Origin of the sequence: Nonomuraea sp. NPDC026600 (assembly GCF_040638335.1) — a bacterium.
Lineage (GTDB): Bacteria > Actinomycetota > Actinomycetes > Streptosporangiales > Streptosporangiaceae > Nonomuraea.
In genome coordinates this window covers 1-22298 of the sequence record NZ_JBEZYD010000073.1, presented here as the reverse complement: position 1 = coordinate 22298, position 22298 = coordinate 1, and the positions used below count along the sequence as shown (strand labels likewise).

The window sequence follows — 22298 nt, the reverse complement described above, 5'->3', positions numbered from 1 at the left end:
TTGTCGGGTGGATCGTGGATGAGACAGTCAGCGCTGGATGACGGGTCGGTCGACGTCGCGGTGGACCAGGGCGACGGGCAGGCCCGCGTCGGTGAGCTCGGTGGCGATCGCGGCGGCCATGGCTACCGATCGGTGGCGGCCGCCGACGCATCCGACCGCGACGGTCACCGGCCCGGTGGTGGTGGTGGTGGTGAGCTCGGCGGCGAGCTGGGCGGTGCGGCGGATGACGGCTGCCACGCCCGGGGTGGCCAGGACCTGGGAGCGGACGATCTCCTCCAGGCCGGTCAGCTCGCGCATCCGGGGGTCGGCGTGGGGGTTGCGGAAGCGGCGGCGGGCGTCGACGACGATGTCCGCCGCCGGCGGGGCGGCGTGGCCGTACCCGAACGAGGTGATCTCTGCGGCAGTGGTCTGCTTGGGCATCGGGTCGTCGGCGCCAGCCAGGGCGGCGCTGCCGTTGTCCTCGTGCTCGACGATCTGCAGGAACTCGGCGGCGTAGGGCGGGCAGTTGTGGCAGCCTCTGGCGGCCATGACCATCAGTCGCAGGGCGCCGTACAAGAGGGCGGCCAGGGTGGCGACGTCGAAGACAAGGGCCACATGCCGGCCCTCGCGGTGGTAGAAGTCGGCGCGATCTTCGAGGTGGTCGGCGGTGTCGAGCAGGGCGTCGGCGTGACTGCACGTGGGTAGCGGCGGCAGGGACGGCAGTTTCAGCTTCATCAAGGCTTCTCCTTCGGTGAGGTGATTGCGGGTCTGTAGATGGGGGCGTCCATCGTCAGGCTCCGATCGGCGGGTGATAGCCACGCTCTTGGAGTTCCTGACCGAGCTCGACGGCGTCGTCGATGGTGAGCCCCAGCGTGTCGGTCTTGGTCTCGGCGAGGTACTTGATCGCGAGGTCATGCCGTTCGCACTTGACGCACATGGTTGATCTCCGTTCGGATCGAAGGACAGGTACTCAGGTGGCGAGCGCGTACTGGCCCCGCTCGTGCTTGGCGACCGGGCCGTCCTCCGCCGAGAGCCGCTTGAGGGCGTTGCGTACGGAGTTGAGCGCCTTGATCTGGCGGCCGCCGTCGGCGTTGACGGCCTCCCAGATGTCGGGGGCGGTCATCGGGGCCTTGGCGTCGGCCAGGACGGCCAGGATGCGGTCCTCAAGGGACGCGGGCGGCGGGGGGACGTCGTCGTCCTCGCCGTCGTCGTAGTCGTCGCCGGCGTGCTCGTCGGGGACGGCCGGGGCCGGGTGGCGCCCGCCCTTGGCCGCGCTCTTGCGCGCTTCGGCGGCGAACTGGGCGCACAGGGCGTCGAAGGCGGGGCCGTCGTCGCGCAGCGTGTACGCGTTGCGTTCGATGTTGTCGTCGAGGGCCCGCGCGACGGCGTCCCCCAGGCTGCGGGGCTGACTGCTGAGGGCCCGCACGGAGGCGTCCTCCAGGTGGCGGGGCTCCTCATCGCCGTACAGGGCCAGGATCTCCGGATCCTTGCCGGTCAGCGGCGCGATGGAGCCCACCCTCAGGTGGCGCATGAGGGCGGTCGGGCGCTGCCCGTTCACGTAGTAGGCCATGCCCTGGGTGCCCGGGGCGTCGGCGTCGTCGCCGGCGATGTCGAACGGGCTGCGCAGCACGGTCGGGGCCAGCGTCGGCAGGATGGGCGCGAGCTTCGTGCCGCCCGGCAGGACGCCGTCGCCGACCAGCTGGCTCATCATGGACGACGTCCAGCGCAGCAGGGTCACCTCGCCGGTCTTCATCATCGCCCGCATCGTGTCGCTGCCCCCCAGGTCCTCCAGGTGGGACGCCTGGGCGGCGATGCCGACGCCCACGCCCACGGACCGGCCGGTCCGCGACAGCTCCTTGATCAGGTAGGTGGCCAGGGCCCGGTAGGGGGCGCCGCGCTCGAGCAACCTGTTGGCCTCGTCGATCCACACGTGCAGCAGCGGGTCCTCGCCGAGCACGAACGCGTTGCGGCCCAGGGCGCTGTAGCGGCGCATGCGGGCCAGGGTGACCTTGACCGCCGCCAGCAGCATGAGGATGGCGCCCTCCGGCGTGGTGACCCGCCAGTCGACGTTGCCCTCGGCCTCCGGAACGCTCGCGCCTTCCTTGAGGTCGGCCAGCCAGGTGCAGAACCCGTTCAACTTTTCGGCGATCAGCTGGAGTTGCAGCGTCTTGGACTTGCCGGCGCCGGTCGTGCCGAACAGCACGAACCGCTGCGCCGAGCCGGTCACCGGGTCGAACAACCTTTTACGGACGGGCTGGCCGTTGTGGTAGAACCCGGCCGTGTACCGGCCTTGCCGGTCCATGATCAGGTCCTCGCGGGTCACGGCCCGCACCTCGGCGAGCGGGTTGCGCGGGTAGACCATGACCATCCCGAGATAGCCCTGCGTCTCCACGACCAGGCGGCCCGGGTCGTCGATGCCGAGCTTCTTGCACAGCGCCGCGATGTCGTAGGAGATCGCCGCGCCCTCGGGGTGCTCGACCGTGAACACGGTCAGCTCGTCCGCCGCGCCGGGCCGGGCCATCGCGGTGGTCTTCACGCGTCCTCCGTGGTGATGCTCTTGGTGGTGCTGGTGACCGGGATGGTGCGGACCTCGCCGCCCGGAGTGCCGACCTGGATGCCGGTGAGCACCGTGCCGGGCATGGCCTTGGGGGCGACGTGCTTGGCCCATCGGGTGGCCAGGTCGTCGGTCTCTTCGGGGTTGCCGACCTTCAGCAGGCGCACGCCGGCGCCACGGCCGGGCACCGGGTCGATGTCGATCTCGTCTTCGGGGATGTCCATGAGCGCGCTCAGGCGGCGGATGGCGATGTCGGGGACCGGCTCGCCCGGGGTGGCGGCCCGGATGATGGCCCGCATGGACTTCTGGCCGGTGGACTCGATGGTGTCCAGGAGGGTGCCCGGGGCGACGCCGCCCTTGACGGCGGCCTTGGCGGCCCACCACCGGGCGGCCGGATGGTCGCTGACGGGCGGCCCGGCCGGGACCAGCTCGGCGGCCGGGGCCGGCGGGGTGAGCAGGCGGCGGCCGACCTGGGCCGGGCGCGCCACCCACACCCCGACCGTCCAGGCCATCAGCGCGGTGGCCTCGACGGTCGTGGCCACCGGGTTGATGCCGGGCGTCAGGTGCTGCATCAGGTGTTCGCCGGTCAGCAGGGCGGCCAGGCTGGCGCCGGGCGTCAGGTAGAGCGCCGTGGCGACCGCCCGCTGCTGCCCCTCGGGCTTCCACAGCCGCAGCGTGGCCAGGCCGGACAGGGTGAGCACGGCGTCGGCCAGCAGGCCCGCCCCGGTCAGGGTGCCGGTGAACAGGCCGGACGCGGCGGCGCACGCCCCGGCGAGGGTGGCCACCCGCCCGGTCGCGCTCTGGACGGCCGCCAGGCGGCGGCGCCACGGGTCCAGGGCGGGCCAGCGCGGCAGCTCGACCTCCAACGGCGGCAGGTCGGGCACCTTCGCGGACCGGCTGGTCGTCTTGGTCGTGGCCATGGGGCGGGTCTCCTCTCGCGCTGGTCAGCGGTTGCTGTAGAACTCGGACCTGGCCATCCGGCCGGACTTGGTGCGGATGGCCTCGACCACACCGCCGTAGTCGCTCTCATGGCCGTCGCGGGCCTCGGTGAACAGCACCGACATCTCCTCGGTCGCCTCCGCCATCGCCGCGGCGTCGTCCAGCGCGCCGACCATCACCGCGGCGGCGTCGCGGAACTCGCCCACGGTGTCGTCGTCGACCTCCAGGCCCGCCATCTGGTCAGCGGTCTGCAGGACGCTCGCGGCGCATCCCTCGACGTAGGCGTAGGTGGCGCGGATGCGCTCACTCAGACCGCTCAGCCGCACCGCGGCGTAGCCGAGCTGGACCAGGAGAATGCCGTAGCGGACGAGGCGGGGCATGAGGCTGCCGCCCTCCTCCATCGCCTCACCGGTCGTGGCCACCTCGTTCATCGCGGTCTCCTACTCGTCGTGGTATTCGCGCTCGGCGGGCCGGATGTGCCCGTAATCGCGGGTCGTGTCGGCCACGCCCAGGTCCCGGTCGGCGGCGTTGGCAGCCGCGACGGAGATCGCCTCAGACGCGGCGGGCAGCGCGTCGGCCAGCCCCTCCGCGCACGCCTTGACGTGCAACGCCTTGTCGACCAGCCGCCCCCAGATGGCCTCCAACCAGCCGGGCACCTTCAGGTCGACGATCTCGGCGTGCAGGGACTCCAGCCGGCCCGCCATGCGTTCGGCGCCGATCGCGGTGGCGCGGGCCGCGTCCACCCCTTCGGTGATCTCCTCCGCGGCGTCCTCTGCGGCCTCGATCACGTCGCGGATGGTCAGCTCGGCGTCGTCGTCGTACTGCGTGCCGTGGGCCGCCACGGTGGACGGGCGCGGTGCGGGCACCGCCCCAGCCGGGATCGCGGGTCCGTTCATCTGGCCTCCTCCAGTGGCCCGGCCTGCTGTGGCCTGGACGGTCGGGTTGTCGTTGCTCGCCGGCGGTTCGGTCGTGGTCGTCATGGTGTTCGTGCTCGCCGAGCTGGCGGCGGCCGCCGGGGCCAGCGCGGGCCGTCCGGCGGCCGGGGCGCCTGCCACCGGGGCGGGTGCGCTCTGCGGGCGCTGCCGCCGGGGCTGGGCGTCGACACGCTCGACGGTGATCCGGGTGGAGCCGTCGGACCCGGGCGGGGGCCGCATCCACTCCGTGCCGCGCGGCGGGGGCGGGGGCGTCGACCGGTCCGACCCGGGCGGCGGAGACCCCCATTGGAAGCCAGCGAACCCGGACGGCGTCGACCGGCGAGCGCCGGGCCGCCGCCGCCGGTCCCAGAATCTGCGGCGGGCCCACGACGTGCGGCGAGTCCACGCCTTGCGGCCGTCGCGGTGCCCGTCCCCGGCCACCGTCGAGTCGGCCGCCCTACGGCCGGCCCGCCAGCGCTTCAGCGCGGCGCTCTCCCAGGTCATCCACACCCGCCAGGCCCGGCGCTTGCCGCCCTTGCGGCGGCGCTTGGCCTCCTTGCCGCTCTTGTCACCCGGCGTGGGGGTCGCTGGCGCGGTGCGAGTCCAGCGCTTACGGCCGGGCGGCAGGGCCTCGTCCCCACCAGAGCCGGGCTTGCTCTTGTGCGGGGCCTTCCACGTCACCGGGCGGGGCTTGGGGGCACTCGGCGTGGTCGCGTCCGCGCCGCCCTTGGCCTTGGCCTTGCGGTCCTTGCCGCCCTTGATGTCGGCGTCGCCCTTGGGCTTGCGGGGCTCGCGCGTCTGGATGCACGGGCCGTCGCCGAGCCCACCCTTGACCTTGCCGCGCTTGCCCTTGCGCTTGGACCCGGCCGGGCCCCCGTCGGTCGACGTCCGGCCGCCGCGGTCGGCCTTGGGGCCCTTGCGGCGCTTGTGGGAGCCGCCGTGCCCGTCGTCGTGGGAGTCCCCGGGGCCCTTCTTGCGCTTCTTGCGCCCGCCCGGGCCGGTGTGCCCCAAGCCGCCCCCGTGCCCACCCCCGCCGTGGGAACCGCCGCGCTTGCGGGAACTGCTGCCCTCGTGCCGCGAGCCGGTCAGGATGCCGCCGCCACGGGAACCGCCACGGCCGCCCCCGTGGCCGCCGTGGTTGCTGCCGTGGTGGCCACCGTTGGCCGCCGCCTTGGCCTTGGACTTGTCGGCGTTGGCGCGGGCCTCGTCAGCGAGCGCCTGGCGGTGCCGGGCCCGGTGCCACATGCCCTTGGCGGCGGCCACGCCCAGCGCGGTCACCAGGGTCATGCACAGCTGCAGGGTCTCCCGGGCGGTGGGGTTGTCCGGGTCGGCCGCCTCCAGCGGAGCGAACTCATCGTTCTCCTGGCCGTCGTCGCCGCCAGGACCGCCAGGGCCACCGCCCGGTCGCGGGGGCGGCGGCGTCAGGAGGGCCACCGGGACGCTGGGCATCTCACGGCGCGGCAGGACCGGCGCGAGGTCGGCCGGAGCCGTCGCCGTGGCGACGGGGGCGGACAGCCGGGGCGAGGCCGGCATCGTGGGCAGCGGCGGGGGCGGCACGGGTTCGGCCGAACGGGGCCGCAGGGGGACCACCTTGCTGTCGTCAGCCATGCGTTCGGCTCCTCTCAGGCGTTGACGGACGGTGACCGGACGGCGTAGCCTCGCGCGCTCGTGCGCGCAGGCGCTCGCGCGCTCGCATTACGCGAGGCGAGTCCGCGATCGCGGCCGGGATGAACATGAAGATGAACATGGGCGCGGTCACTCGCTGTAGCCGGTGCAGAAGTTTTCGAGTGTCCGCGCCAGGTGCGCCCAGGCCGTCTCGTCGCCGTTTTCGGCGCGGTTCCGGGCGATCTTCCGGGCCTCGTCCCACCACAGGACGGCGATCTCCCGGGGGTTCTGGCCCGCCCGCGCCTGGCGCTGCTGGGCGTGCTTGATCTGGTTGTGTGCGCGTCGTTCCGCGCTCGTCATGGGCCTGGTGTCCACTGCGCCTCCTCTGCGGGGCTGGTGATCGGGGAGCCGGAGGGCCGCCGCCCCCGGCCGGGGCGGCGGCGGGGACCAGGGTCGTGGTCACGCGGACTGGACCCGGTCCATGAAGCTGCCGCCGTCGTCGTCACCAGGACGGGACGCCGGGCGGGGCCTCGGGTAGGGCTGCCCCCCGCTCAGGTGGCGGGGGGCAGCGGGTCCACGGTTCAGCGCGGCCTCCCGCTTGATCTCGGCGGCTTCGGCCTTGCGGGCGGGCACGTCGTGGCGCTGCTTGCGGTACTGGGCGGCCACCTCGAACGTGAGCTTGCGCGCCTCCTCCAGGTGCTCCTGAAGCTTGGCGAACTTTGAGACGAGCTTGTGGTGCCGTACCGCCGCCTCGATGCGGCCGTACTCCTCGGGCGGGTTGGCCCGCCACATCGCTTCCGCGTCCATGCGGATGGGGCCGATGAACTCGGAGAGGTCCGCGATGAGAGCGCGAATCTGGCCGGAGAGCGCGTCCATGTTCTCCGGCGTGACCAGCATCTCCCCCCGCCAGCGGTTGTTCGGGTCGGTGTTCAACTGCGGTTCCTTTCCGATGGTCACGGCGCGCGGGCCGTGGTGCGGGTGCGGTTTGCTGTCGCCCGCCGGCGCCGCCACCGCGGGGCGGCGAGACGGCGCCGACGGGCCGGTCATCGGTGCCACTCCAGGCGGCACCACACGGTCCGGCAGGTGGGGGTCAGGACGACGTCGTAGGCGTCGGCCAGCTCTTGCACGAGGGCCAGGCCGCGCCCGCCCTCGCCCTCGCCACGCGGCATCGACACCAGGGCGGGCCCCATGTCGATGCACGTCAGACCCAGCGCCCCGGCCTGGTCGGTCGAGTCGCCCTCAACCTCGATCTGAAGGGCGAACCGGCCGGCCGGACACCCGGACGCCGAGTGCATGACCGCGTTGGTGGCCAGCTCGGACGCCACGAGCGCGATGTCGTGGGCGCGCGGGTCGTCGTCCGGCAGCGGCAGGTGCTCCAAGACCCAGCGCCGGGCGGCGCCGATCTGGTCGGCCTGGCCGGGGAACGCCTGGTGGAAGGCCTTGGGGATCGTGATGGCCGCCATTCAGGCCACCCCCGCCCGGTGCGTCGACGGGACGGTGGCCTGTGCCAGCAGCCGCGACGGCCGCGCCCCCAGGGGCGGGAGCTGGTAGTGCTCGGCCAGGTAATCGCGGATGTAGCCGACCGGGTCGGCCTCACCGAGCTTGGCGGACGCCACGCTCGCCCGCGCGGCGGCCAGCAGCTCGCTGTAGGCGGCCGCCAGCAGCACCAGCTCGTTCCGGGACAGCCCCTGAACCTGGGGAACGGTAGTTGTGATGCTCACGTCGCACCTCCAGACGTTGCCGCGAGCTCGTCACGCAGCCGGGACGCGGTGTCGGTGGCGCAGTTCAGCGCCTTCTGGATCGCCCGGGCGGACGGCCGGGCGGGCAGATGCCCAGCGGCGATCAGACGGTGCACGCGCTGCCGGTGCGCGGTCTCAGGCAGGCCGTTGCGCCCCCCGCCGAAGGGCTTGCGCTGATCTTGCGTCGAGGCGGCGTTTGCGCTGTACGACACGGCAGTAAGGGGGGTTACTCGATCTTCGTCGCGGGCGCTGTCGCCGAGCCCGTGATCGAGAGTGGCAAAGCGGTCCAGCAGCCGCGGCCAGCCGGTCACCACGATGTAGGCGACGATCGGGCCGACCAGGTGCAGCACCAGCACCGAGAAGCTGAACGACTCACCCTCGGACAGGCTCCAGGGCAGGTACGGCCAGGCGTTCATGCCCAGGGTCAGCGCCAGCATCAGGTACTCGATCCGCTTGAGCACGTCGTCGTCGGCGGGCTGGCCCCGGGTGGCGAAGAACGCCTTGGCGCCGACGAACGCCAGCAGCACGATCGACATGAACGGCTCGACGAACCACGCGAAAATCCAGCCCGCCGACCACGGCTCGGCGCCGTCGGACGCGAACGCCTGCACCCCGGCGGTCGACCAGCCGAGCGCCAGCACGAGCGCCACGGTCAGCGCCGTGTTCACCCGGCGGCGAGCCCTGGCCGCGGTGTAGGCCAGCATCGCCGGCTCCTGCTCCAGCGCGTGCAACCGGGCCGCCTCGATCGCGGCCAGGCGGCGCTTACGCACCTGCTTGCTGTCGACCAGCAGCGGCGTCTGGTCAGCCTGAAGGACTGCCAGCTGGTGGGACTCGGCGAGCTTGCGGCGCTCCCGCCGCACCTGCCGGGTCTCCCCGCCCTCCAGGGGGACAAGCTCGCCCTCGACGAACTCGCCCTCAGCGCGTTCGTGTTCGACGGCCTCGGTCTTGTCGGTGTCCTCGACCGGGTCGACGTCGGCCTGGGCGGCCACGAGCTCGCGCTGCCGGTCGTCGTCGTCCATCACGGCGACCGGGGCGGGCAGCGCCACAGGGGTCGGCATGTCGTACGACAGCACCTCGTCGATGTTGGTCAGCAGTCGGTCGACGCTCATCAGGCGCTCACCCCTGCGGCGGCCAGGGCACGAGCGCCACGCTGGGCTCCCTGCCAGACGGTCGTGGGGTTGCGCCCCATCCGGGAGCCAGCGGCGCGCCAGGTCAGACCCTCAGCGCGAAGCGTGAGCGCGGCCTGCTGAGCGGGCGTCAGCCGGGCGATCGCGCGCCTGAGTTCCAGGACGCCCACCGTCACCAGCGCGGCGTCTTCGGCCGGGGGAGCAGTGGGCAGCGCGCGGCCGTGAACCGGGTCGTCCCAGTCGGTCGGGCGCTCGTGCGACCGGGCGGGCCGGAAGTGGTCGATGGCCGCGCGGCGGGTGATGGCGGCCAGCCATGGCCACGCCGACTCGTCGCCGCCGTGCAGGAGACCACGCGCCAGCGAGATCCCCGCGCGGAGCCAGACGTCGCCGGCGACGTCCTGAGCGACGTCCCGGTTACCAGTGCGGCGGACGGCCACGGCCAGCACGCGATCGGCGTACAGGCGGTAGAGCCGCTCCAGCCGGGCCGAAGCCTCAGCGCAGAGAACAGGAGCGCAGAGCGACTGCGCGGGGTGCCGGCCAGGCATGGCCGGGGCGCGTGGCACCATAGGAGTTCCTTTCATGACACGAGAGGAATGGGTTCCGTCCCTGGTCGGGCGGGGCCTGCAGTTCAAGAGGCGCGCCCCCTGGCAGGGGCGCGCCTTTGAGCGTTTCGGGGGAGGCCCGAGGGCCTCGTTGAAAGGGGTTCGCCCCGCCCGGTTGACGGACGGCGCTGTCTCAGCCCCACGGGTGTGCGGGGTGATCGTTCTCGGGGTCGGTCGAGCGGCATGGACACGCCCGCGAGCCGGTGTCGTCACGGTCCCGCCCCAAAGTTCTTGGTTCCACTGTTGAGTTCTCAAAGTTCGTAGCCGTAAGGCTTTCCGGGCGGGTTGGCCATCTTGCGACTTTCCCCGCCGGACAGCCCGGCCTCCTTTGTCGCCGAGCTAACCGGTGGTTAACTGGCGACGTAAGGGACACTAGGCGACGGCCTCGCAGCGCGTCAAGCACCACTTGCCAAGTTCCTAAGTGGCGGTTAACTTGGCTCAAACGGAAGCCCCGTAGAGCCCTTAAGTGACAGGAGAGAGAGGTGATGACGCATGTTCGAGAGTGAGATCAAGAGCGTCCGCGAGATCAGCGACCCTCTAGAGAGGTCCAAGGCCGCCACCGACGCACAGACCGCCGTGAAGGCGGTCGAGGCGGAGTTCTCCCGGATCCGCCGAGAGGCGCTGGAGGAGCTAATTCGTAGCGGCGTCAAGCAGGCCGACATTGCCCGCGAGCTTGGCATCACAACCGCGCGCATGAGCCAGCTGGTGAAGACTGGGCCCGCGCCCGAGCGCGCCTTCTTCGGAGCCACCACCACACCGGTAGTCGCGGCCGTGGCTCAGAAGTTGGAGCGCGAGAAGGCGAAGCCGGGCCCGGTGGTTTCCATCGACGACATGCAGGCGTACGACCAGCTTCGTTGCCTGGTTGAGGACCTTGGCCTGAAGTCGACCTACGAGGTGATTCGGCCGCCCGGCAACGTACGACTGAACCGTGACGGCCTGGTCCTCATCTGTGGGCCGCGCCACTCCTCGCTTATCGCTCAGGTCTTGGAGTCCGACGACAAGCTGAGGTTCGACAAGGACGACGACGGTTGGCATCTGGTTGACCGCGAGGCGGGCACTGTCTACCGCTCGCCTGAGGACTCCGACGAGCCCGGGGACATCGCCTATTTCGGGCGCCTTCCCCGGCCCGACGGCAAGGGCCATTTCTTGTACATCGCCGGGATCCACGCGGCTGGGGCGGCGGGGGTCGTCCACTACCTGCGCACCGAGCTGCAGACCCTCTACCGCGAGGTTCGGATGCGGCGGTTTTCCATGCTCATCTCGTGCCAGTACGACCAGGACAGCCACGAGATCATCTCCAGCAAGCGTGTCACGCCGGTCTACCGGCACGAGGGGTGACGTGAACATCGCCTTCGAGACTCTGGGCGGTTCGACGGAGCGACCGAACGAAGACTGGGTCGCCGCGACCCCGACCGCCGTGATCGTCCTCGACGGGGTTACTGCGCCCCGCGTGGTCGCGCCCGGCTGTCATCACTCGGTCTCGTGGTTCACGCAGAACCTTGGCGGGCGGCTCTTGATGCTGCTCGCCGAGGACGAAGACATGGACAAGGTGCTCGGCGACGCCATCGACCAGGTGGCCAGCCTTCACCGGGACACCTGCGACCTGACCAGTCCCGGAATCCCGGCAGCGGCTGTCGCGATGCTCCGCAAGGCGGGCGACAACCTGGAGTGGCTTGTCCTCGCAGACACCGCGATCGTCGTAGACACCCTCAACGGCCTTAAGGTCACCTGCGACACGCGCGTGGAAAACGCTGCACCCGAGGCGCTGGCCCGCACCCGCAAAGAGGCCATCGGCACGCCCAAGCACCAAGCGGCCGTCGCCCGAATGTCGGTTGAGCAGTTGAAGAAGAGGAACGTCCCCGGCGGCTACTGGGTGGCGGCGGCGGATAGGGAAGCCGCCGACAACGCCTTCACCGAGAAGGTTCCCATCGCCGATGTGCGGCGGGTCGCGATCTTCACCGACGGAGCCTCCCGGGCCGTCGACACGTTCGGCGAGATGGACTGGACCACGTGCCTGGACTATCTCCAGGAGCACGGTCCGCGCGGCCTGATCCGGCACGTCCGCCGGATCGAGGACTGCGACCCTGAAGGGCTGAAGTGGCCCCGGTTCAAGAAGTCGGACGACGCGACCGTAGCGGTGGTCGAGATGTAGTGGGGGTCCTCAACCGCGTCGGGGCAAAGCCACTAACGCCAGCAAATGCTAGACAGCCATCTTCGCTAACCCGGAGGTGGCAGCGAACGAAAGAGGCGGACCTCGCCCGAGATCCGCCCCCTTCAAAGCCTCCCCACCCGCCAAGGAAAGAAAGGCCTGCACCAGGCGCCCCGCTACCAACGGGAATGCCTTCTACCAGGCCTCTCACGAAAGTAAGAAAGGCCCAGCAACCCGTGACGATCGTAGCAAGTGGGCACCATGCCGCCGCGCGCTTCCGCCCCCAGGGTGGTGCCCGATGAGCCTCTATCCGATCTTGTGGGCAGCTGAACACGCTCCCGTTCGCGACGCCGAAGAACGCGCCATCCTCAGCGCCCTGGTCCTCAAGGGCGACTTCGATGGATCCAACTGCTACCGCTCCTACCCCACCCTCGCCAGGATCGCCAGGATCGACCCAAAGACAGCGGGTAGCAAGTGCCGCGCGATGGAGAAACGAGGCATCCTCCGTCGCCAGACCGGCCCCAAACCCGAGGGGTGGAAGAAGCTGCCCAAGGACAAGAAGCCGGTCGTGTGGGAAGTCATGATCCCCGCTGAGTTTTGGAGCCCGATCCAACTCGAAGAGATCAATGCCCAGCGGCAGGAACGGGGCCGCGTTCCGATCACCCAGGAGAACCGCCCTGCGCTGCCTGAGGCCCCGCCGAAGGCGGCCCGATCGGACAAGGGGAAGCCTCGGCCGGAGCGGCGCAAGAAACGAGAGCGGGGGGACTCACAGTCCCCTCGCTCAAACGAGAGCGGGGGGACTCACAGTCCCCTCGCGGGGGGACTCACAGTCCCCTCGCGGGGGGACTCACAGTCCCCCAACCCTCCGATTGAACCCTCCGATATAACCTCCTCCCCCCTCCCCCCCACTGATGCGCTCGCGTCTCCTGAGTCACAGGCTCAAACTCGGGAGGAGGAGGGGGACTTTCTCAACCTCCAACCCCAACCCCAGCCCACTGGCGCTGATGCGCCGCACGGCGGTCGGCGTGCGGCGGCGGAGGAGCTGGTGTTGTCGTTGCCATGGCGTGAGGGTGGCCCTACCGCGAGCCAGCTCAAGAGCTTGACCGTTTTGGTGGACGCGGCCTGGAGCGCGGGTTGGTCCTCGGAGGCGTTGCGCCAGGAGCTGGTGGCTGATCTGGGCGGGGTCCGGTCGTTGTACGGCGTGTGGGCCTCGCGGCTGAAGGAACTGCCGGCGCCGCGCCCGGCGCAGAAGGCTCGTCCGGCGTTGCCGCCGCGTTGTGGCGATGCCCGGCATGACTCCTACGTGCCGCTGGACCGCAATCTGTACGGCGATGAAGGCCCTCGCCCGTGCCCGGTGTGTCATCCGACCGCGATCGCCAAGGCTCAGGAGAGCCTCCGATGAGCCTCGACGTCAGCGCCCTGCCGGGGGAGGCGCCGGGCGTAGTGGAGATCGAGACAGAGGCGGCCGTGCTCGGCGCGGTCTTGGCCAACCCCTCCTTCGCCACCACGTTGATCGAGCGCGTCGCGGCCGCCGACTTCGTGCGGGCGGTCCATCAGGTGATCTACGGCCTGATCGTGGATGCGGAGGCCGGCGGCCGCGAGCCGTCCTTCCTGGTGATCTCGCAAGGCGCCCAAAGATTGGGCGACCTGGTGGTTTTGCGCTATCTGCCCTTGCTGACGGAGGCGGCGCGGGCCGTGACCACCGCTGACGCCTTCGGCCAGCACCTGGGCGAGGTGTCGAACTACGCCTACATCCGCAAGGTCAACGCTGCCGGTATCCGGCTGGCGGACCTGTCGGCCGGGGCCAGCCTGGAGGAGATCGACGCGGTCCGCGAGCGCGCCCTGGCCCTGCTGGACGGGGCGGCCGCGCCGGTCGGAGACGACCCGGACGAGGTCACCTGGGACGAGCTGTATCGGCGGGACATGGACGCGGCGGAGAACCCGACCGCGGTGGCGGTGGTGCCGCTGCCGTACCGGGACCTGGCCAAGCTGCTGAACGGCGGGCTGCGCGCGGGCAACCTGGTGATCGTCGGCGCCCGGCCCGCCATGGGCAAGAGCCTGGTGGCGGGCGAGATCTGCCGTCACGCCGCGATCGAGGGCGTCAACACGCTGCTGGTCACGTTGGAGATGAACCACCAGGAAGTCTCCGCCCGGCTCACCTCGGCCACCGCCCGTATCGAGCTGTCGAAGACGGTCACCATGACCGAACAGCGCAACGTGCTGAGCGCCCAGGACTGGGACCGGCTGGCCGCCGGGTACGAGATCGCGGCCGAGGCCGGGCCCCGGCTGACCGTCCTGGACCCGTCCGGCGCGTTCACCGTCGCGCATCTGGAGCGGCGCTTGACCGCGATGCGGCGCAAGGGCACGCCCTTCGAGCTGGTCGTCGTCGACTACCTGCAGCTGCTGTCCAGCTTGGGGCCGCAGCGTCCGGAGAACCGGCAGGCCGAGGTGCAGAAGATGAGCCGTGATCTGAAGCTGCTCGCCAAGCGGTTCGCCATCCCGATCGTGGTCTTGGCCCAGCTCAACCGCGGGCCGGAGCAGCGGGCGGATCACACGCCGATGATGGCGGATCTACGCGAGTCCGGCGGGCTGGAGAACGACGCGAACGTGGTGATCCTGCTGCACCGGCCCTCCGTCTACGACGAGATGGACCGGCCCGGCGAGATCGACCTCATCGTGGCCAAGAACCGCAACGGAGCCACGGGGACGGTCGCGGCAACGTTTCGGGGGCACTTCGCGTCGGTGAACGACTTCGCCCGCTTCTGCGAGAGCGTCGACTAGAGAAGATCCCTGGAAGGCGCTGAGAGCCCCTGATCGGCAAATTGGTGGGGGATCTTGGCCGGGCGGGGCGTTTGAGGCCCTGTGGGGGCTCTCAGCGCCTTCCAGGCGGGGTTCTGGCGTGGTGGATCAGCTCCAAAGACCGCACAACCGCGCCTAGCCCGAGCCGGGAACGAACATTTCCGACCGCAAAGGCTGTGGAAAACGCGCGTTTTCAACGCTTCCCGTCGCAAGTTCCACTGGTAACCGCCGGTTACCGGGCCCCCGGCGTCGGGGTGACCTGGAACGACACGCCAACACGCCAATACGCTGGCGTGTTGGCATGCTGATGTGCTGGCGTGCTGGCGTGCCTCTGGCATCCTGCGTCTCATGAGTGCACAGAAACCTCGCCGTGTGGTGATCGGCAACCACAAGGGCGGGGCAGGAAAGACCGCCTACACAGTGAACACCGCCGCCGCCGTCGCGGCTCTCGGCCGTCGCGTCCTGGTCGTCGACCTCGACCCCCAGGCCAACGCCTCCCGCCGGCTGGGGTTCCGCTGGGACCCGGCCGAGCCCGTCCCCACCATCTCCGAGGCGATCAAGGCCGACGCCCGTGGGGTCGCCGCCGACGCCATCTCCCCCTGCCAGTGGGAACAGGAGATCGGCGAGCGCATCGACCTGATTCCGTCCCGGTTCGACCTGGAGAACCGGATCTCCGAGGCGGGCGTCGTCGGCGCTGTCTGGCGTCTGCGCAAGGCACTGGAGGGCGTGGACGACGACTACGACCTTGTGCTGCTGGACTGCCCGCCCAGTCTCGGTCACCTGACCCAGCTCGCCCTGGCCGCCGGCCACGTCGCGGTCTGCACGGTCGAGCCCGAGTACGACAGCGTGGAGGGCGCCGTTCGCTTCCGCGACTTCATCGCCCAGCGGGCCGGTGACGTGGGTAACCCAGGCTTGTCGCTGATCGGCTACGTCGTGTCGCGGGTCCGCAGCAATGTCGGCGCTCACGCCTACCAGCTCGACGGGCTGCCGGAGCTGTTCGGAGACCGGCTGTGGTCGCCGAACGTCCCCGAGCGTGCCCCTGTGAAGGACGCCGGCGACGCAGCGATCCCGCTGCGGGCCCTGGGCCGCTCCAACGCCACCGAGATGGCGTTCATCTTCCAGGAGCTGGCCAAGCGGCTACTCGCCGAGCTGGGACAGCCCGTGTCGGACCCCGCATGACCGCCGCCAAGACTCCGCGAGCCCGGCCGGGCGCCACCTCGCCCATGCGGCTGACCCCGCAGGTAGAGCAGATCACGACTGGCGCGACCGACCCGCCGCCGGAGCCTGCCAGCACGCCAGCACGCCAGCACGCCGAGCCCTCCGACGGGGGCAACTGGGTGAACTTCTCCACCTACCTCCCGCGCGATCTTCGCCGCCGGCTCAAGGCGCACTGCGCGGGCGAGGAGATCGAGCTGCGCGAGGCCGTGGCCACCGCCGTGGGGGAGTGGCTCGACCGGCAGTAGCAACGTGAACGTGCCAGCACGCCAGCACGCTGGCACGCTGACCGTCCAATGTCACGCTTGTCCGGGATGGTGCGGCAAACGAGAAACACTGCGCCCGCCCCCTCTTTCGCTCCGCGGTGCGGGCGCGAGTGGGGGGCGGGCGCAGTGGCTGTCACCAACTGGTGACAAGATCAACAGCGGTCGGGGTGTTGTTCCAGGGCTCGCTCAGAGGGTCTCTTGGTCGGCGGTTCCCGCGGCGATCAGGAGGCTGGCCATCTGCGCTTGGACGAGGCTCAAGGTGGCCTCGGTCGCCGACAGGTGGGTCTCCAGCGTGGTCTGGTAGTCCTGGGCGGCGTTCTGCACGGCCAGGTACCGCTGGTGAAGTTTTCTCACCTGGTAGGCCTTGGGGTCGGATTGGGCGCGGGCGATGTCGCGGGCCAGCGATTCCAGATCGGCCTGGGCCTTGGCCTCGAATGCTCCATCGACCATGGTGCGCATCTCGTCGGCGTCGGGGAGCGGGATGCGTGTCAGTTCGCCGGAGAACCGGGCGGCCAGGGTGCGCAGGGCGGCCAGCTTCGGGGCGTGCCGGCGGTGGACGAAATACACCCCAGCGTGGACGCGGACCGCGTTCAGCTCGATCTCGATGTAGTCGCGGAGCATTTTCCGCAGCCGGTCCGCGCCGATGTAGCGGGACCGGCTCTCAAAGTCGGTCTCGATCTGGCTGAGCAAGCCGGTGATGATGTCGCGTTCGTCGGCGGGCAGCCGGCCGATCTCGGCCTCGTCAGGGGTGAGGGTCATGTCCCCCGCCCCGTCCGGCAAGGCCGGATCGGCTGAGCGCAGGAACTGTGCCTCGGCGAGGCAGACCTCATAGGACAGTTCCTCGTTGTCGTGGTCGGCCAGTTCACGTACCAGGTGCCGGATGATGCGGGTCTCGTCTCGGACCACGCCCCGCATCATCAGGGTGACGCTCTGACCGTGCTTGCCGTGGTCGCGTCTTCGGGTGCCGCCCATCGGGTAGCTGGCTTTCGCCGCGCTGGTGGCCTTCTCGAAGGCATCCATCTGGCGAGGCGGGCCCGGCAGGTACGACGGGCTGAGCTCCAGTTCATCGAACCAGTCCCGCAGTTCGGCCTGCCCGATCGGGTCGACGTCCGCGATGGTGTAGATCACCAGATGGCCGAGCAGACCCTCGCCGTCCTCGCCGCCCAGGCCGCGCAGGTAGCTGTCGAAAGCGGTGTCACGGGTGATCAGATCCGGGGTTTCAGCCGTGGTCACTCATGCCTCCAAGGGTCGAAAACGCGCGTTTTTTGGTCTGTGCCGTGCTGGCGTCGGTGCTGGCCGGGGTCATATGGCGCGGAACAGGTCGGCGGTGGCGTGGGTGTCGGTCAGGTCTTCGATCCGGCGGACGTCGTCGCAGATCTCCTCGAGTGCGCGTTCCGGTTCAGCCCACTCGCCGATCGAGATGCCGAAGCATCGGAAGGCGAGCCGTTTTTTGGCCTGGCGCCATGTGGCCAGCCAGGCATCGTCCATCTCGGCGGCGCCGTCGGTGATGAACACGATGTCGGCTTTTTGCTTGCCGGCGGTGTTGTATTCGGCGTCCAGGAGCTTCACGGCCGCGTCCAGCGGCGGCTGGAAGGCGGTTCCGCCGCCGGGGAACAGCTCGGCCATCGTGATCTTGTCCTCCAAGCTCACGGGTTTGTCGGCGGGAAAGCGGATGGCGGGTTCGGCCGTGTCGGAGAACAAGATCGCCGCGAAATCGCGGGGCGGTGTGGCGTCGCGGGCCTGGTCCAGCAGGGCCAGGGCCATCGCCTTGGCGTAGGCCTCACCGGTGATGCCGTGCTCATCGGGGTAGTACATCGAGTACGAGCAGTCGATACAGGCGATGATCGCGCCCTGGGCCTCGTGGTCGTCGCCGCGTTGCTCGTAGACCATGAGCTGCCGCTCGGCGTAGCGGACGGCGAACTGCGCCCGCAGGGCGGGCAGCGCGAGGCCCACCAGCTCGCCGGGCACCAGCGAACCGAGGTCATCGCCGAGCGTCACGCCGATATATTCGCTGCGGGCGTGCTCGACGCGGCGGGAGCGTTGCGCGGTGCTCATCTGCCGGAACCGGCCGATCAGCTCGGCGAACCGCGCGAGTTTGCCGCCGCGGAGCCGGCGGGCCAGAGCCATCCGCTCATCCGCGCCCAGCCGCTGCCGCTCGCCCTCGCCGACGCCCCACGCGTTCATTGCGGCGGCTTCGCTGGACAGCTCGGCCTCGGCTTCGGCGACGGCCTTACGCGCGGCGGCCCGCACCATCGCCACAGCCATGTCGCCGCTTTCCTGCTGGTCGGCCACCGCGGCGTCCGCACCGGCGGCAGCGGCGTCGGCCGCCTGCGCGTCGGCGATGGCGCGTTGGACGGCCGCCACCAGCGGATGCGGCACGTCGGCGTCGCCCAGGTCGCCGACGCCCGCGCCGTCGGCACCACCGGCACCGCCCGCGAGGACGGCGGGGTCGTCTTCGCGGGTGTCTTCGACCGCCCCGGCCGCCGCGGCGTACGCCTGCTGCACGGCGTCGGCGGCGCGGTCGGCGGCCTGGTGCGCCTGGTGCGCGACACGCGGCCGCCCTTGGGCGTCCAGGCTGCCCAGCATCTGCCGCAGCGCCCGTCCCTGGGCGAGTACGGACATGGCGGCCGCGTACGGGTCGCCCACGGTCGCGCGGCGCAGTTCCTGGTGTTCCGGGGTGCCCAGCATCGCGGCCGCGATGGCCCGGCCGGCGCTCTGGCCGGGGGCGACTTGGTGGGCATCGGCAAGCTGGGGGTCACGGCTGTAGGCGGCCAGCCACAGGTCTTCGACCAGGCCGGCCGCCCCGTACTGGTCGGCCAGGGTGTCTTCCAGCGTGGCCAGGGCGGTGCAGTCGGCCATGATCTGGTCCAGGGCGGCCAGGTCGGCGCGATCGGTGCTGTCGACTACCCGCCGGCCTGCGGGGGGCGGGCCGGCGGGGCGGTTCAGCCACGGCGCCGCAGATTCGCGAAGCCGGCCCAGGCTCATCCCCGGGCCGGTCCCCTTTGTCGGGCCGGTCATCGCCGACGTCCCAGCGCGGGAATCTTGTCCGGGGCAACGCCCAGCGCCTCGCTCAGCAGCCGCGTGTAGACCTGCTGGGCGCGGTCGGCGGCCTGCTGGTACGGGGCCAAAGCGCGGCCGCCGCGCGAGGCCACGTCGCGGATCGCGCTGATGCGCTTGGCGACCTGGGCCAGCTCGACGTTGCGATTCACCGCCCAGGTCCGCAGCTCGTCCTCATCGCCATCGGCGATGAGCTTGTCGAGCTCGGCGGCGATGCGGTCCACCTGGTCTTCCAGGTTCGCCAGGTCACGGTCGTCGGGGGACAGGTAGCCGCGGATCACCCGGGACACGGTGGACTTGTTGCTGGGCACGTCCCACAGCACGTGCGTCAGGACCGCCAGGTCATCCACCGCGACCGCGGCCCGGCCCTCCAGCCACGCGGCAGCCTGCAGCACGCGCACGGCCTGCTTCCACCGCCGGTCCGATGAGGTGATCTCGCGCTGCCTCAGGTCGGACCGCACATCACGGATCGCCTCGCGCACCGGGGCGGGCAGGTCGACGGCGGGGATCTCGTGGGCGGCGACCTGAAGCAGGCCGGTCAGCTCGACCGTCGTGCGCGTCGGGGCCTGCCCGCCGCCGGTAACAGCCGACATCAGCAGCCGGTCGAAGCTGTCGGCTTCGGCGAGGTAGTCCACCTCCATGCGGATCAGCAGCCGGTCGTACAGCGCGGCGGTGGCCTCGTCCTCGCCCAGCTCGTTCGAGGCGCACACGGCGCTGACCAGCGGACAGGAGATCGGGGCGCCACCGGACTCGGGGTGATAGATCCGCTCGTTGAGGTAGGCCAGCATGGAGTTCAGCGCCGCCGCGCTGCACTTGAAGATCTCATCCAGGAACGCCACGTGGGCGGTGGTGGCGTGACCATCCAGGATCTGCCGGTAGGTGCCCTGAGCCAGCGCGCCGACATCGATCGGGCCGAAGATCGCGGTCGGCGCGGTGAACTTGCTCAGCAGAATCTCCCAGTACCGGCCGGATTCGATGCGGCCGGTCAGCTCGCGGACGATCGCCGACTTGCCCGTGCCCGGCGGGCCCAGCAGCAACGTGTGCTGCTGGGCGAGGACGCCCACAGTGATCATCCGGGCTTCGGTGTCTCGCTCGTGATAGATCGCGGCGACCTCGCCGATCACGGCGTTCAGATCAGCGCGGAGCGCCGCCGAATCCTGCCGCGTCGAGTCCTGCGTCATATGCCGGCCTCTCTCCGAAGGGCTTCTCGATGGGGAACCACCAACCAATTCTGTCGTTGAAAACGCGCGTTTTCAACACCTTCTCGTTGGCTGATTGACACCTCTCACCCGGAGCGGCCGCCGCCCGAGCCCGCGCCGGGTTTTCGTCGACCACCGGGGGGCGCGCTCGCCTGCAGCGCGGGCTGCGGGCCCACCGAGAGCGCGCCGGACAGAACGGTGATCAGGTGATCGTCAGCCCGCCGTAGACGTTCCCGGCCTGCACCACGGACCCGCTGACGTGACCCGTGACGGTGTTGCGGACGGTCGACGCGTGGGGCGGGACAGCTTCGGCCACCACGTCGACGTCGACGTCCGTACCGAGGTCGGGGAGGTTGCCCCTCTGGATGACGGAGCTGTCGGCCCCGTTCACGTGGTTGTGCGTCTCCCCTGCGCGGGGAGTGGCGTGCCCTGCACGCTCGTCACTGTGTGTCATGCCACCTTGTACGGACCCGTGCCCCATTGGGCTCAATTCTCCCTTGTATCCCGCCACCTGGGAGGATGAGACAGTCGGGGCATGACAGAGCAGGAGGCCGCCGACGCGGCGCTGCGGGCCCTGAGCCGCGCCGAACGTGCCTACACCGGCGGGACCTGGCGGCCGACCGATGCGGACCGCGCGCTGGCCGCGCGGCTGCATGAGGCGCTTGGCGAGACGGTCGGCCAACTGTGGGAGCGGCGCCGGCCCGGTGAGGTAGCGGACCCGGCGACGGTCCCGAGCCCGCTCGCGCCTCCGCTGCGCACCCTGGTCGACACGGCGGCGGGCCCGCTGGCCGACCTGACGCAGACGGTGGCCGCCTACGCGGAGGCCTGGACGCCCGCCGGGGCGGGCCCGGCGCGCGAACGGCAGCGCGTCCTGCTGCTGTACGGCCAACTGCTGGCCGCCGTGCTCGTCGACGATGCGAGCTACTGACTGACGCGTCGCCTTCGGATCTCTCGGACGGGCGCACCGGCCTACGCGCGCGTGCGCGTAGGCCGGTCTAAAAAGTCCAGAAACCCTCGCGCCCTCCCAGGGGAGGCAAGCACGAAGAGAGCCCCCCGGCCCCCTCGAAGAGGAAAGGGGGGCCGGGGGGCTCTCGTGGTCCTGGGCGCGTCAGCGTTGCGATCTTGTACGTGAATCAGTGGGGACTGACTGACGTACGGGTCATAGGTCGTGAAGGACGGTGTCGGCGGGGTCGCCGAACAGCGGGCCGGGAGTGGCGAGCAGCTGGTCGACGGCCTCGGTACGGGACTCGGCGCGGTGCACGACGACGCGCCCGTCCGGGTTCAGGGCCTGCCAGCGGCGGCCGGAGCGGTAGACGCGGCCCAGCTCGGTGTCGTCGTAGCCGTCGTGGATGTGCACCCGGTAGGAGCCATCGGGCAGGCGCGGCAGGTTGTCGGCCAGCGCGGCGGCGGCCAGCTGCGCCGGGGTGAAGACGCTGATCGGCCGCTCCCGCGGCGAGCGAGCGCGCGGCCTACGGGGTTTGCGGGCCTCGGGCCCGAGCTCGGGCAGGGGCGCGGGGGCAACCAGCGCGGCCAGCAGCGCGGTCACGGCCTGCACCCGGTTGGTGCTGGCCGATCCGGGCACGGGGCCGTCCAGCGTGCAGGCGACGTCACGGCCGCGATCGTCGCGCTGCAGCCAGCCGACGCAGCGGCCGTGCATGATCACGTCGACGCGGCCGGGGACGCGGCCCTTGAGCAGGCTCCAGGACACCAGCGTCGCCGGCGAGGTGTCCAGGGCTCTCCCGCGGTCGTCGCTGAGCGGGCCGATCGTCACCGCGGCGTGCTCGGCGCCGGGGACGCCCAGCGCGGCCGCCGCGAGCCGGGCGACGTTCAGCCCGACCACCACGAGGCGTCCGTGCGTGTCGTCGGCGGGCAGCGTGGTGACGAGCCGCCCGCCGGCGTCGTGGACCTGCCAGCCATCGGGTATGGCGTGCAGCCATCCCACCCGTGCCCCGTCGACCAGGAGGAGGGCGTTCTCGCCATCAAGCCGGGCCAGATACAGCTCCGACGTCGACGCTGGCGCGGCTGGGGCCTTCTGATCGACCGGCCGGGGCGGCTCGGAGGCTGCTGGTACGGCTGACGCGCCCTGCTCGGCGAGGCCTTCGCCGGCCGCCTCGGTGAGGGCCTGGCGCTCGTCGACGGGCGCCGGCGTCGCCT

General features: G+C 71.0%; 24 protein-coding genes. 7 read left to right on the top strand and 17 right to left on the bottom strand.

Going from position 1 to position 22298, the window contains the following annotated elements; genetic code table 11:
• Positions 1-27: 27 nt before the first annotated feature.
• The 12 genes from AB0F17_RS64880 to AB0F17_RS64825 all read right to left on the bottom strand — a co-directional run bounded on the left by AB0F17_RS64880 (position 28) and on the right by AB0F17_RS64825 (position 9423).
• The gene (locus AB0F17_RS64880) at positions 28-714 is read right to left on the bottom strand and encodes an RNase adapter RapZ (protein ID WP_358047167.1); all 687 of its coding nucleotides are present in this window, start codon (positions 712-714) and stop codon (positions 28-30) included.
• Between the two features lie 55 nt (positions 715-769).
• Positions 770-916, bottom strand: coding sequence for a hypothetical protein (locus tag AB0F17_RS64875; RefSeq protein ID WP_358047164.1), 147 nt, complete (start codon positions 914-916; stop codon positions 770-772).
• A 33-nt stretch (positions 917-949) separates the two neighbouring features.
• Complete coding sequence (locus AB0F17_RS64870; RefSeq protein ID WP_358047161.1) at positions 950-2515, bottom strand: hypothetical protein; 1566 nt, start codon at positions 2513-2515, stop codon at positions 950-952.
• Positions 2512-3453, bottom strand: coding sequence for a hypothetical protein (locus tag AB0F17_RS64865; RefSeq protein ID WP_358047158.1), 942 nt, complete (start codon positions 3451-3453; stop codon positions 2512-2514). Before AB0F17_RS64865 ends, AB0F17_RS64870 begins: the two co-directional genes overlap by 4 nt.
• A 24-nt stretch (positions 3454-3477) precedes the next feature.
• Positions 3478-3903, bottom strand: coding sequence for a hypothetical protein (locus AB0F17_RS64860; protein WP_358047155.1), 426 nt, complete (start codon positions 3901-3903; stop codon positions 3478-3480).
• A 9-nt stretch (positions 3904-3912) separates the two neighbouring features.
• Positions 3913-5994 carry a hypothetical protein gene (locus AB0F17_RS64855; protein WP_358047152.1) on the bottom strand — a complete coding sequence of 694 codons (2082 nt, stop codon included), beginning with the start codon at positions 5992-5994 and terminating at the stop codon, positions 3913-3915.
• 147 nt (positions 5995-6141) lie between these two features.
• Positions 6142-6366 carry a hypothetical protein gene (locus AB0F17_RS64850; protein WP_358047149.1) on the bottom strand — a complete coding sequence of 75 codons (225 nt, stop codon included), beginning with the start codon at positions 6364-6366 and terminating at the stop codon, positions 6142-6144.
• Between the two features lie 84 nt (positions 6367-6450).
• Complete coding sequence (locus AB0F17_RS64845) at positions 6451-7038, bottom strand: hypothetical protein (RefSeq protein ID WP_358047146.1); 588 nt, start codon at positions 7036-7038, stop codon at positions 6451-6453.
• Complete coding sequence (locus tag AB0F17_RS64840) at positions 7035-7454, bottom strand: ATP-binding protein (protein WP_358047143.1); 420 nt, start codon at positions 7452-7454, stop codon at positions 7035-7037. The genes AB0F17_RS64845 and AB0F17_RS64840 overlap by 4 nt, the downstream gene beginning before the upstream one ends.
• Complete coding sequence (locus tag AB0F17_RS64835; RefSeq protein WP_358047136.1) at positions 7455-7712, bottom strand: hypothetical protein; 258 nt, start codon at positions 7710-7712, stop codon at positions 7455-7457.
• Positions 7709-8839, bottom strand: a complete 1131-nt coding sequence (locus AB0F17_RS64830; RefSeq protein ID WP_358047133.1) for a hypothetical protein — start codon at positions 8837-8839, stop codon at positions 7709-7711. Before AB0F17_RS64830 ends, AB0F17_RS64835 begins: the two co-directional genes overlap by 4 nt.
• A complete protein-coding gene (locus AB0F17_RS64825; protein ID WP_358047130.1) occupies positions 8839-9423 on the bottom strand; it encodes a sigma-70 family RNA polymerase sigma factor in 585 nt (194 codons plus the stop codon). The genes AB0F17_RS64830 and AB0F17_RS64825 overlap by 1 nt, the downstream gene beginning before the upstream one ends.
• A gap of 528 nt (positions 9424-9951) precedes the next feature.
• On the opposite strand from AB0F17_RS64825, the gene AB0F17_RS64820 reads away from it, so the two are divergent.
• From AB0F17_RS64820 to AB0F17_RS64795, 6 genes are all read left to right on the top strand, one after another.
• On the top strand, positions 9952-10797 hold the full coding sequence (locus AB0F17_RS64820) for a hypothetical protein (RefSeq protein WP_358047127.1): 846 nt from the start codon (positions 9952-9954) through the stop codon (positions 10795-10797).
• Positions 10798-10876: 79 nt separating this feature from the next.
• The gene (locus tag AB0F17_RS64815; RefSeq protein ID WP_358047124.1) at positions 10877-11611 is read left to right on the top strand and encodes an integrase; all 735 of its coding nucleotides are present in this window, start codon (positions 10877-10879) and stop codon (positions 11609-11611) included.
• Positions 11612-12707: 1096 nt separating this feature from the next.
• The gene (locus AB0F17_RS64810) at positions 12708-13010 is read left to right on the top strand and encodes a hypothetical protein (protein WP_358047121.1); all 303 of its coding nucleotides are present in this window, start codon (positions 12708-12710) and stop codon (positions 13008-13010) included.
• Positions 13007-14389: a DnaB-like helicase C-terminal domain-containing protein gene (locus tag AB0F17_RS64805; RefSeq protein WP_358047118.1), complete on the top strand. Its 1383-nt coding sequence runs from the start codon at positions 13007-13009 to the stop codon at positions 14387-14389. The genes AB0F17_RS64810 and AB0F17_RS64805 overlap by 4 nt, the downstream gene beginning before the upstream one ends.
• 366 nt (positions 14390-14755) lie before the next feature.
• Positions 14756-15586, top strand: coding sequence for a ParA family protein (locus tag AB0F17_RS64800; protein WP_358047115.1), 831 nt, complete (start codon positions 14756-14758; stop codon positions 15584-15586).
• Entirely contained in the window at positions 15583-15870 is a 288-nt protein-coding gene (locus AB0F17_RS64795; protein ID WP_358047112.1) for a hypothetical protein, read from the top strand. The genes AB0F17_RS64800 and AB0F17_RS64795 overlap by 4 nt, the downstream gene beginning before the upstream one ends.
• A 204-nt stretch (positions 15871-16074) precedes the next feature.
• Here the strand turns inward: AB0F17_RS64795 and AB0F17_RS64790 are convergent, their stop codons facing one another.
• From AB0F17_RS64790 to AB0F17_RS64775, 4 genes are all read right to left on the bottom strand, one after another.
• Positions 16075-17121, bottom strand: a complete 1047-nt coding sequence (locus AB0F17_RS64790; RefSeq protein WP_358047109.1) for a DUF6744 family protein — start codon at positions 17119-17121, stop codon at positions 16075-16077.
• A gap of 69 nt (positions 17122-17190) precedes the next feature.
• Complete coding sequence (locus AB0F17_RS64785; RefSeq protein ID WP_358047106.1) at positions 17191-18906, bottom strand: VWA domain-containing protein; 1716 nt, start codon at positions 18904-18906, stop codon at positions 17191-17193.
• A complete protein-coding gene (locus AB0F17_RS64780) occupies positions 18903-20126 on the bottom strand; it encodes an AAA family ATPase (protein ID WP_358047103.1) in 1224 nt (407 codons plus the stop codon). Before AB0F17_RS64780 ends, AB0F17_RS64785 begins: the two co-directional genes overlap by 4 nt.
• Positions 20127-20346: 220 nt before the next feature.
• Complete coding sequence (locus AB0F17_RS64775; protein WP_358047100.1) at positions 20347-20598, bottom strand: hypothetical protein; 252 nt, start codon at positions 20596-20598, stop codon at positions 20347-20349.
• A gap of 81 nt (positions 20599-20679) precedes the next feature.
• On the opposite strand from AB0F17_RS64775, the gene AB0F17_RS64770 reads away from it, so the two are divergent.
• Positions 20680-21072 (top strand): hypothetical protein, encoded by a 393-nt coding sequence (locus tag AB0F17_RS64770; protein WP_358047098.1) that lies wholly within the window; start codon positions 20680-20682, stop codon positions 21070-21072.
• 231 nt (positions 21073-21303) lie between these two features.
• On the opposite strand, the gene AB0F17_RS64765 is transcribed toward AB0F17_RS64770, so the two are convergent.
• The coding region (locus tag AB0F17_RS64765; protein WP_358047095.1) for a hypothetical protein at positions 21304-22298 on the bottom strand (995 nt) is incomplete at its 5' end.

What these genes read in the sequence shown, in the direction of transcription:
- AB0F17_RS64880 (WP_358047167.1), bottom strand. Translation starts at nt 714, where the DNA reads ATGAAGCTGAAACTGCCGTCCCTGCCGCCGCTACCCACGTGCAGTCAC.
- AB0F17_RS64875 (WP_358047164.1), bottom strand. Translation starts at nt 916, where the DNA reads ATGTGCGTCAAGTGCGAACGGCATGACCTCGCGATCAAGTACCTCGCC.
- AB0F17_RS64865 (WP_358047158.1), bottom strand. Translation starts at nt 3,453, where the DNA reads ATGGCCACGACCAAGACGACCAGCCGGTCCGCGAAGGTGCCCGACCTG.
- AB0F17_RS64860 (WP_358047155.1), bottom strand. Translation starts at nt 3,903, where the DNA reads ATGAACGAGGTGGCCACGACCGGTGAGGCGATGGAGGAGGGCGGCAGC.
- AB0F17_RS64855 (WP_358047152.1), bottom strand. Translation starts at nt 5,994, where the DNA reads ATGGCTGACGACAGCAAGGTGGTCCCCCTGCGGCCCCGTTCGGCCGAA.
- AB0F17_RS64845 (WP_358047146.1), bottom strand. Translation starts at nt 7,038, where the DNA reads ATGACCGGCCCGTCGGCGCCGTCTCGCCGCCCCGCGGTGGCGGCGCCG.
- AB0F17_RS64840 (WP_358047143.1), bottom strand. Translation starts at nt 7,454, where the DNA reads ATGGCGGCCATCACGATCCCCAAGGCCTTCCACCAGGCGTTCCCCGGC.
- AB0F17_RS64830 (WP_358047133.1), bottom strand. Translation starts at nt 8,839, where the DNA reads ATGAGCGTCGACCGACTGCTGACCAACATCGACGAGGTGCTGTCGTAC.
- AB0F17_RS64825 (WP_358047130.1), bottom strand. Translation starts at nt 9,423, where the DNA reads ATGGTGCCACGCGCCCCGGCCATGCCTGGCCGGCACCCCGCGCAGTCG.
- AB0F17_RS64820 (WP_358047127.1), top strand. Translation starts at nt 9,952, where the DNA reads ATGTTCGAGAGTGAGATCAAGAGCGTCCGCGAGATCAGCGACCCTCTA.
- AB0F17_RS64805 (WP_358047118.1), top strand. Translation starts at nt 13,007, where the DNA reads ATGAGCCTCGACGTCAGCGCCCTGCCGGGGGAGGCGCCGGGCGTAGTG.
- AB0F17_RS64800 (WP_358047115.1), top strand. Translation starts at nt 14,756, where the DNA reads ATGAGTGCACAGAAACCTCGCCGTGTGGTGATCGGCAACCACAAGGGC.
- AB0F17_RS64795 (WP_358047112.1), top strand. Translation starts at nt 15,583, where the DNA reads ATGACCGCCGCCAAGACTCCGCGAGCCCGGCCGGGCGCCACCTCGCCC.
- AB0F17_RS64785 (WP_358047106.1), bottom strand. Translation starts at nt 18,906, where the DNA reads ATGACCGGCCCGACAAAGGGGACCGGCCCGGGGATGAGCCTGGGCCGG.
- AB0F17_RS64780 (WP_358047103.1), bottom strand. Translation starts at nt 20,126, where the DNA reads ATGACGCAGGACTCGACGCGGCAGGATTCGGCGGCGCTCCGCGCTGAT.
- AB0F17_RS64775 (WP_358047100.1), bottom strand. Translation starts at nt 20,598, where the DNA reads ATGACACACAGTGACGAGCGTGCAGGGCACGCCACTCCCCGCGCAGGG.
- AB0F17_RS64770 (WP_358047098.1), top strand. Translation starts at nt 20,680, where the DNA reads ATGACAGAGCAGGAGGCCGCCGACGCGGCGCTGCGGGCCCTGAGCCGC.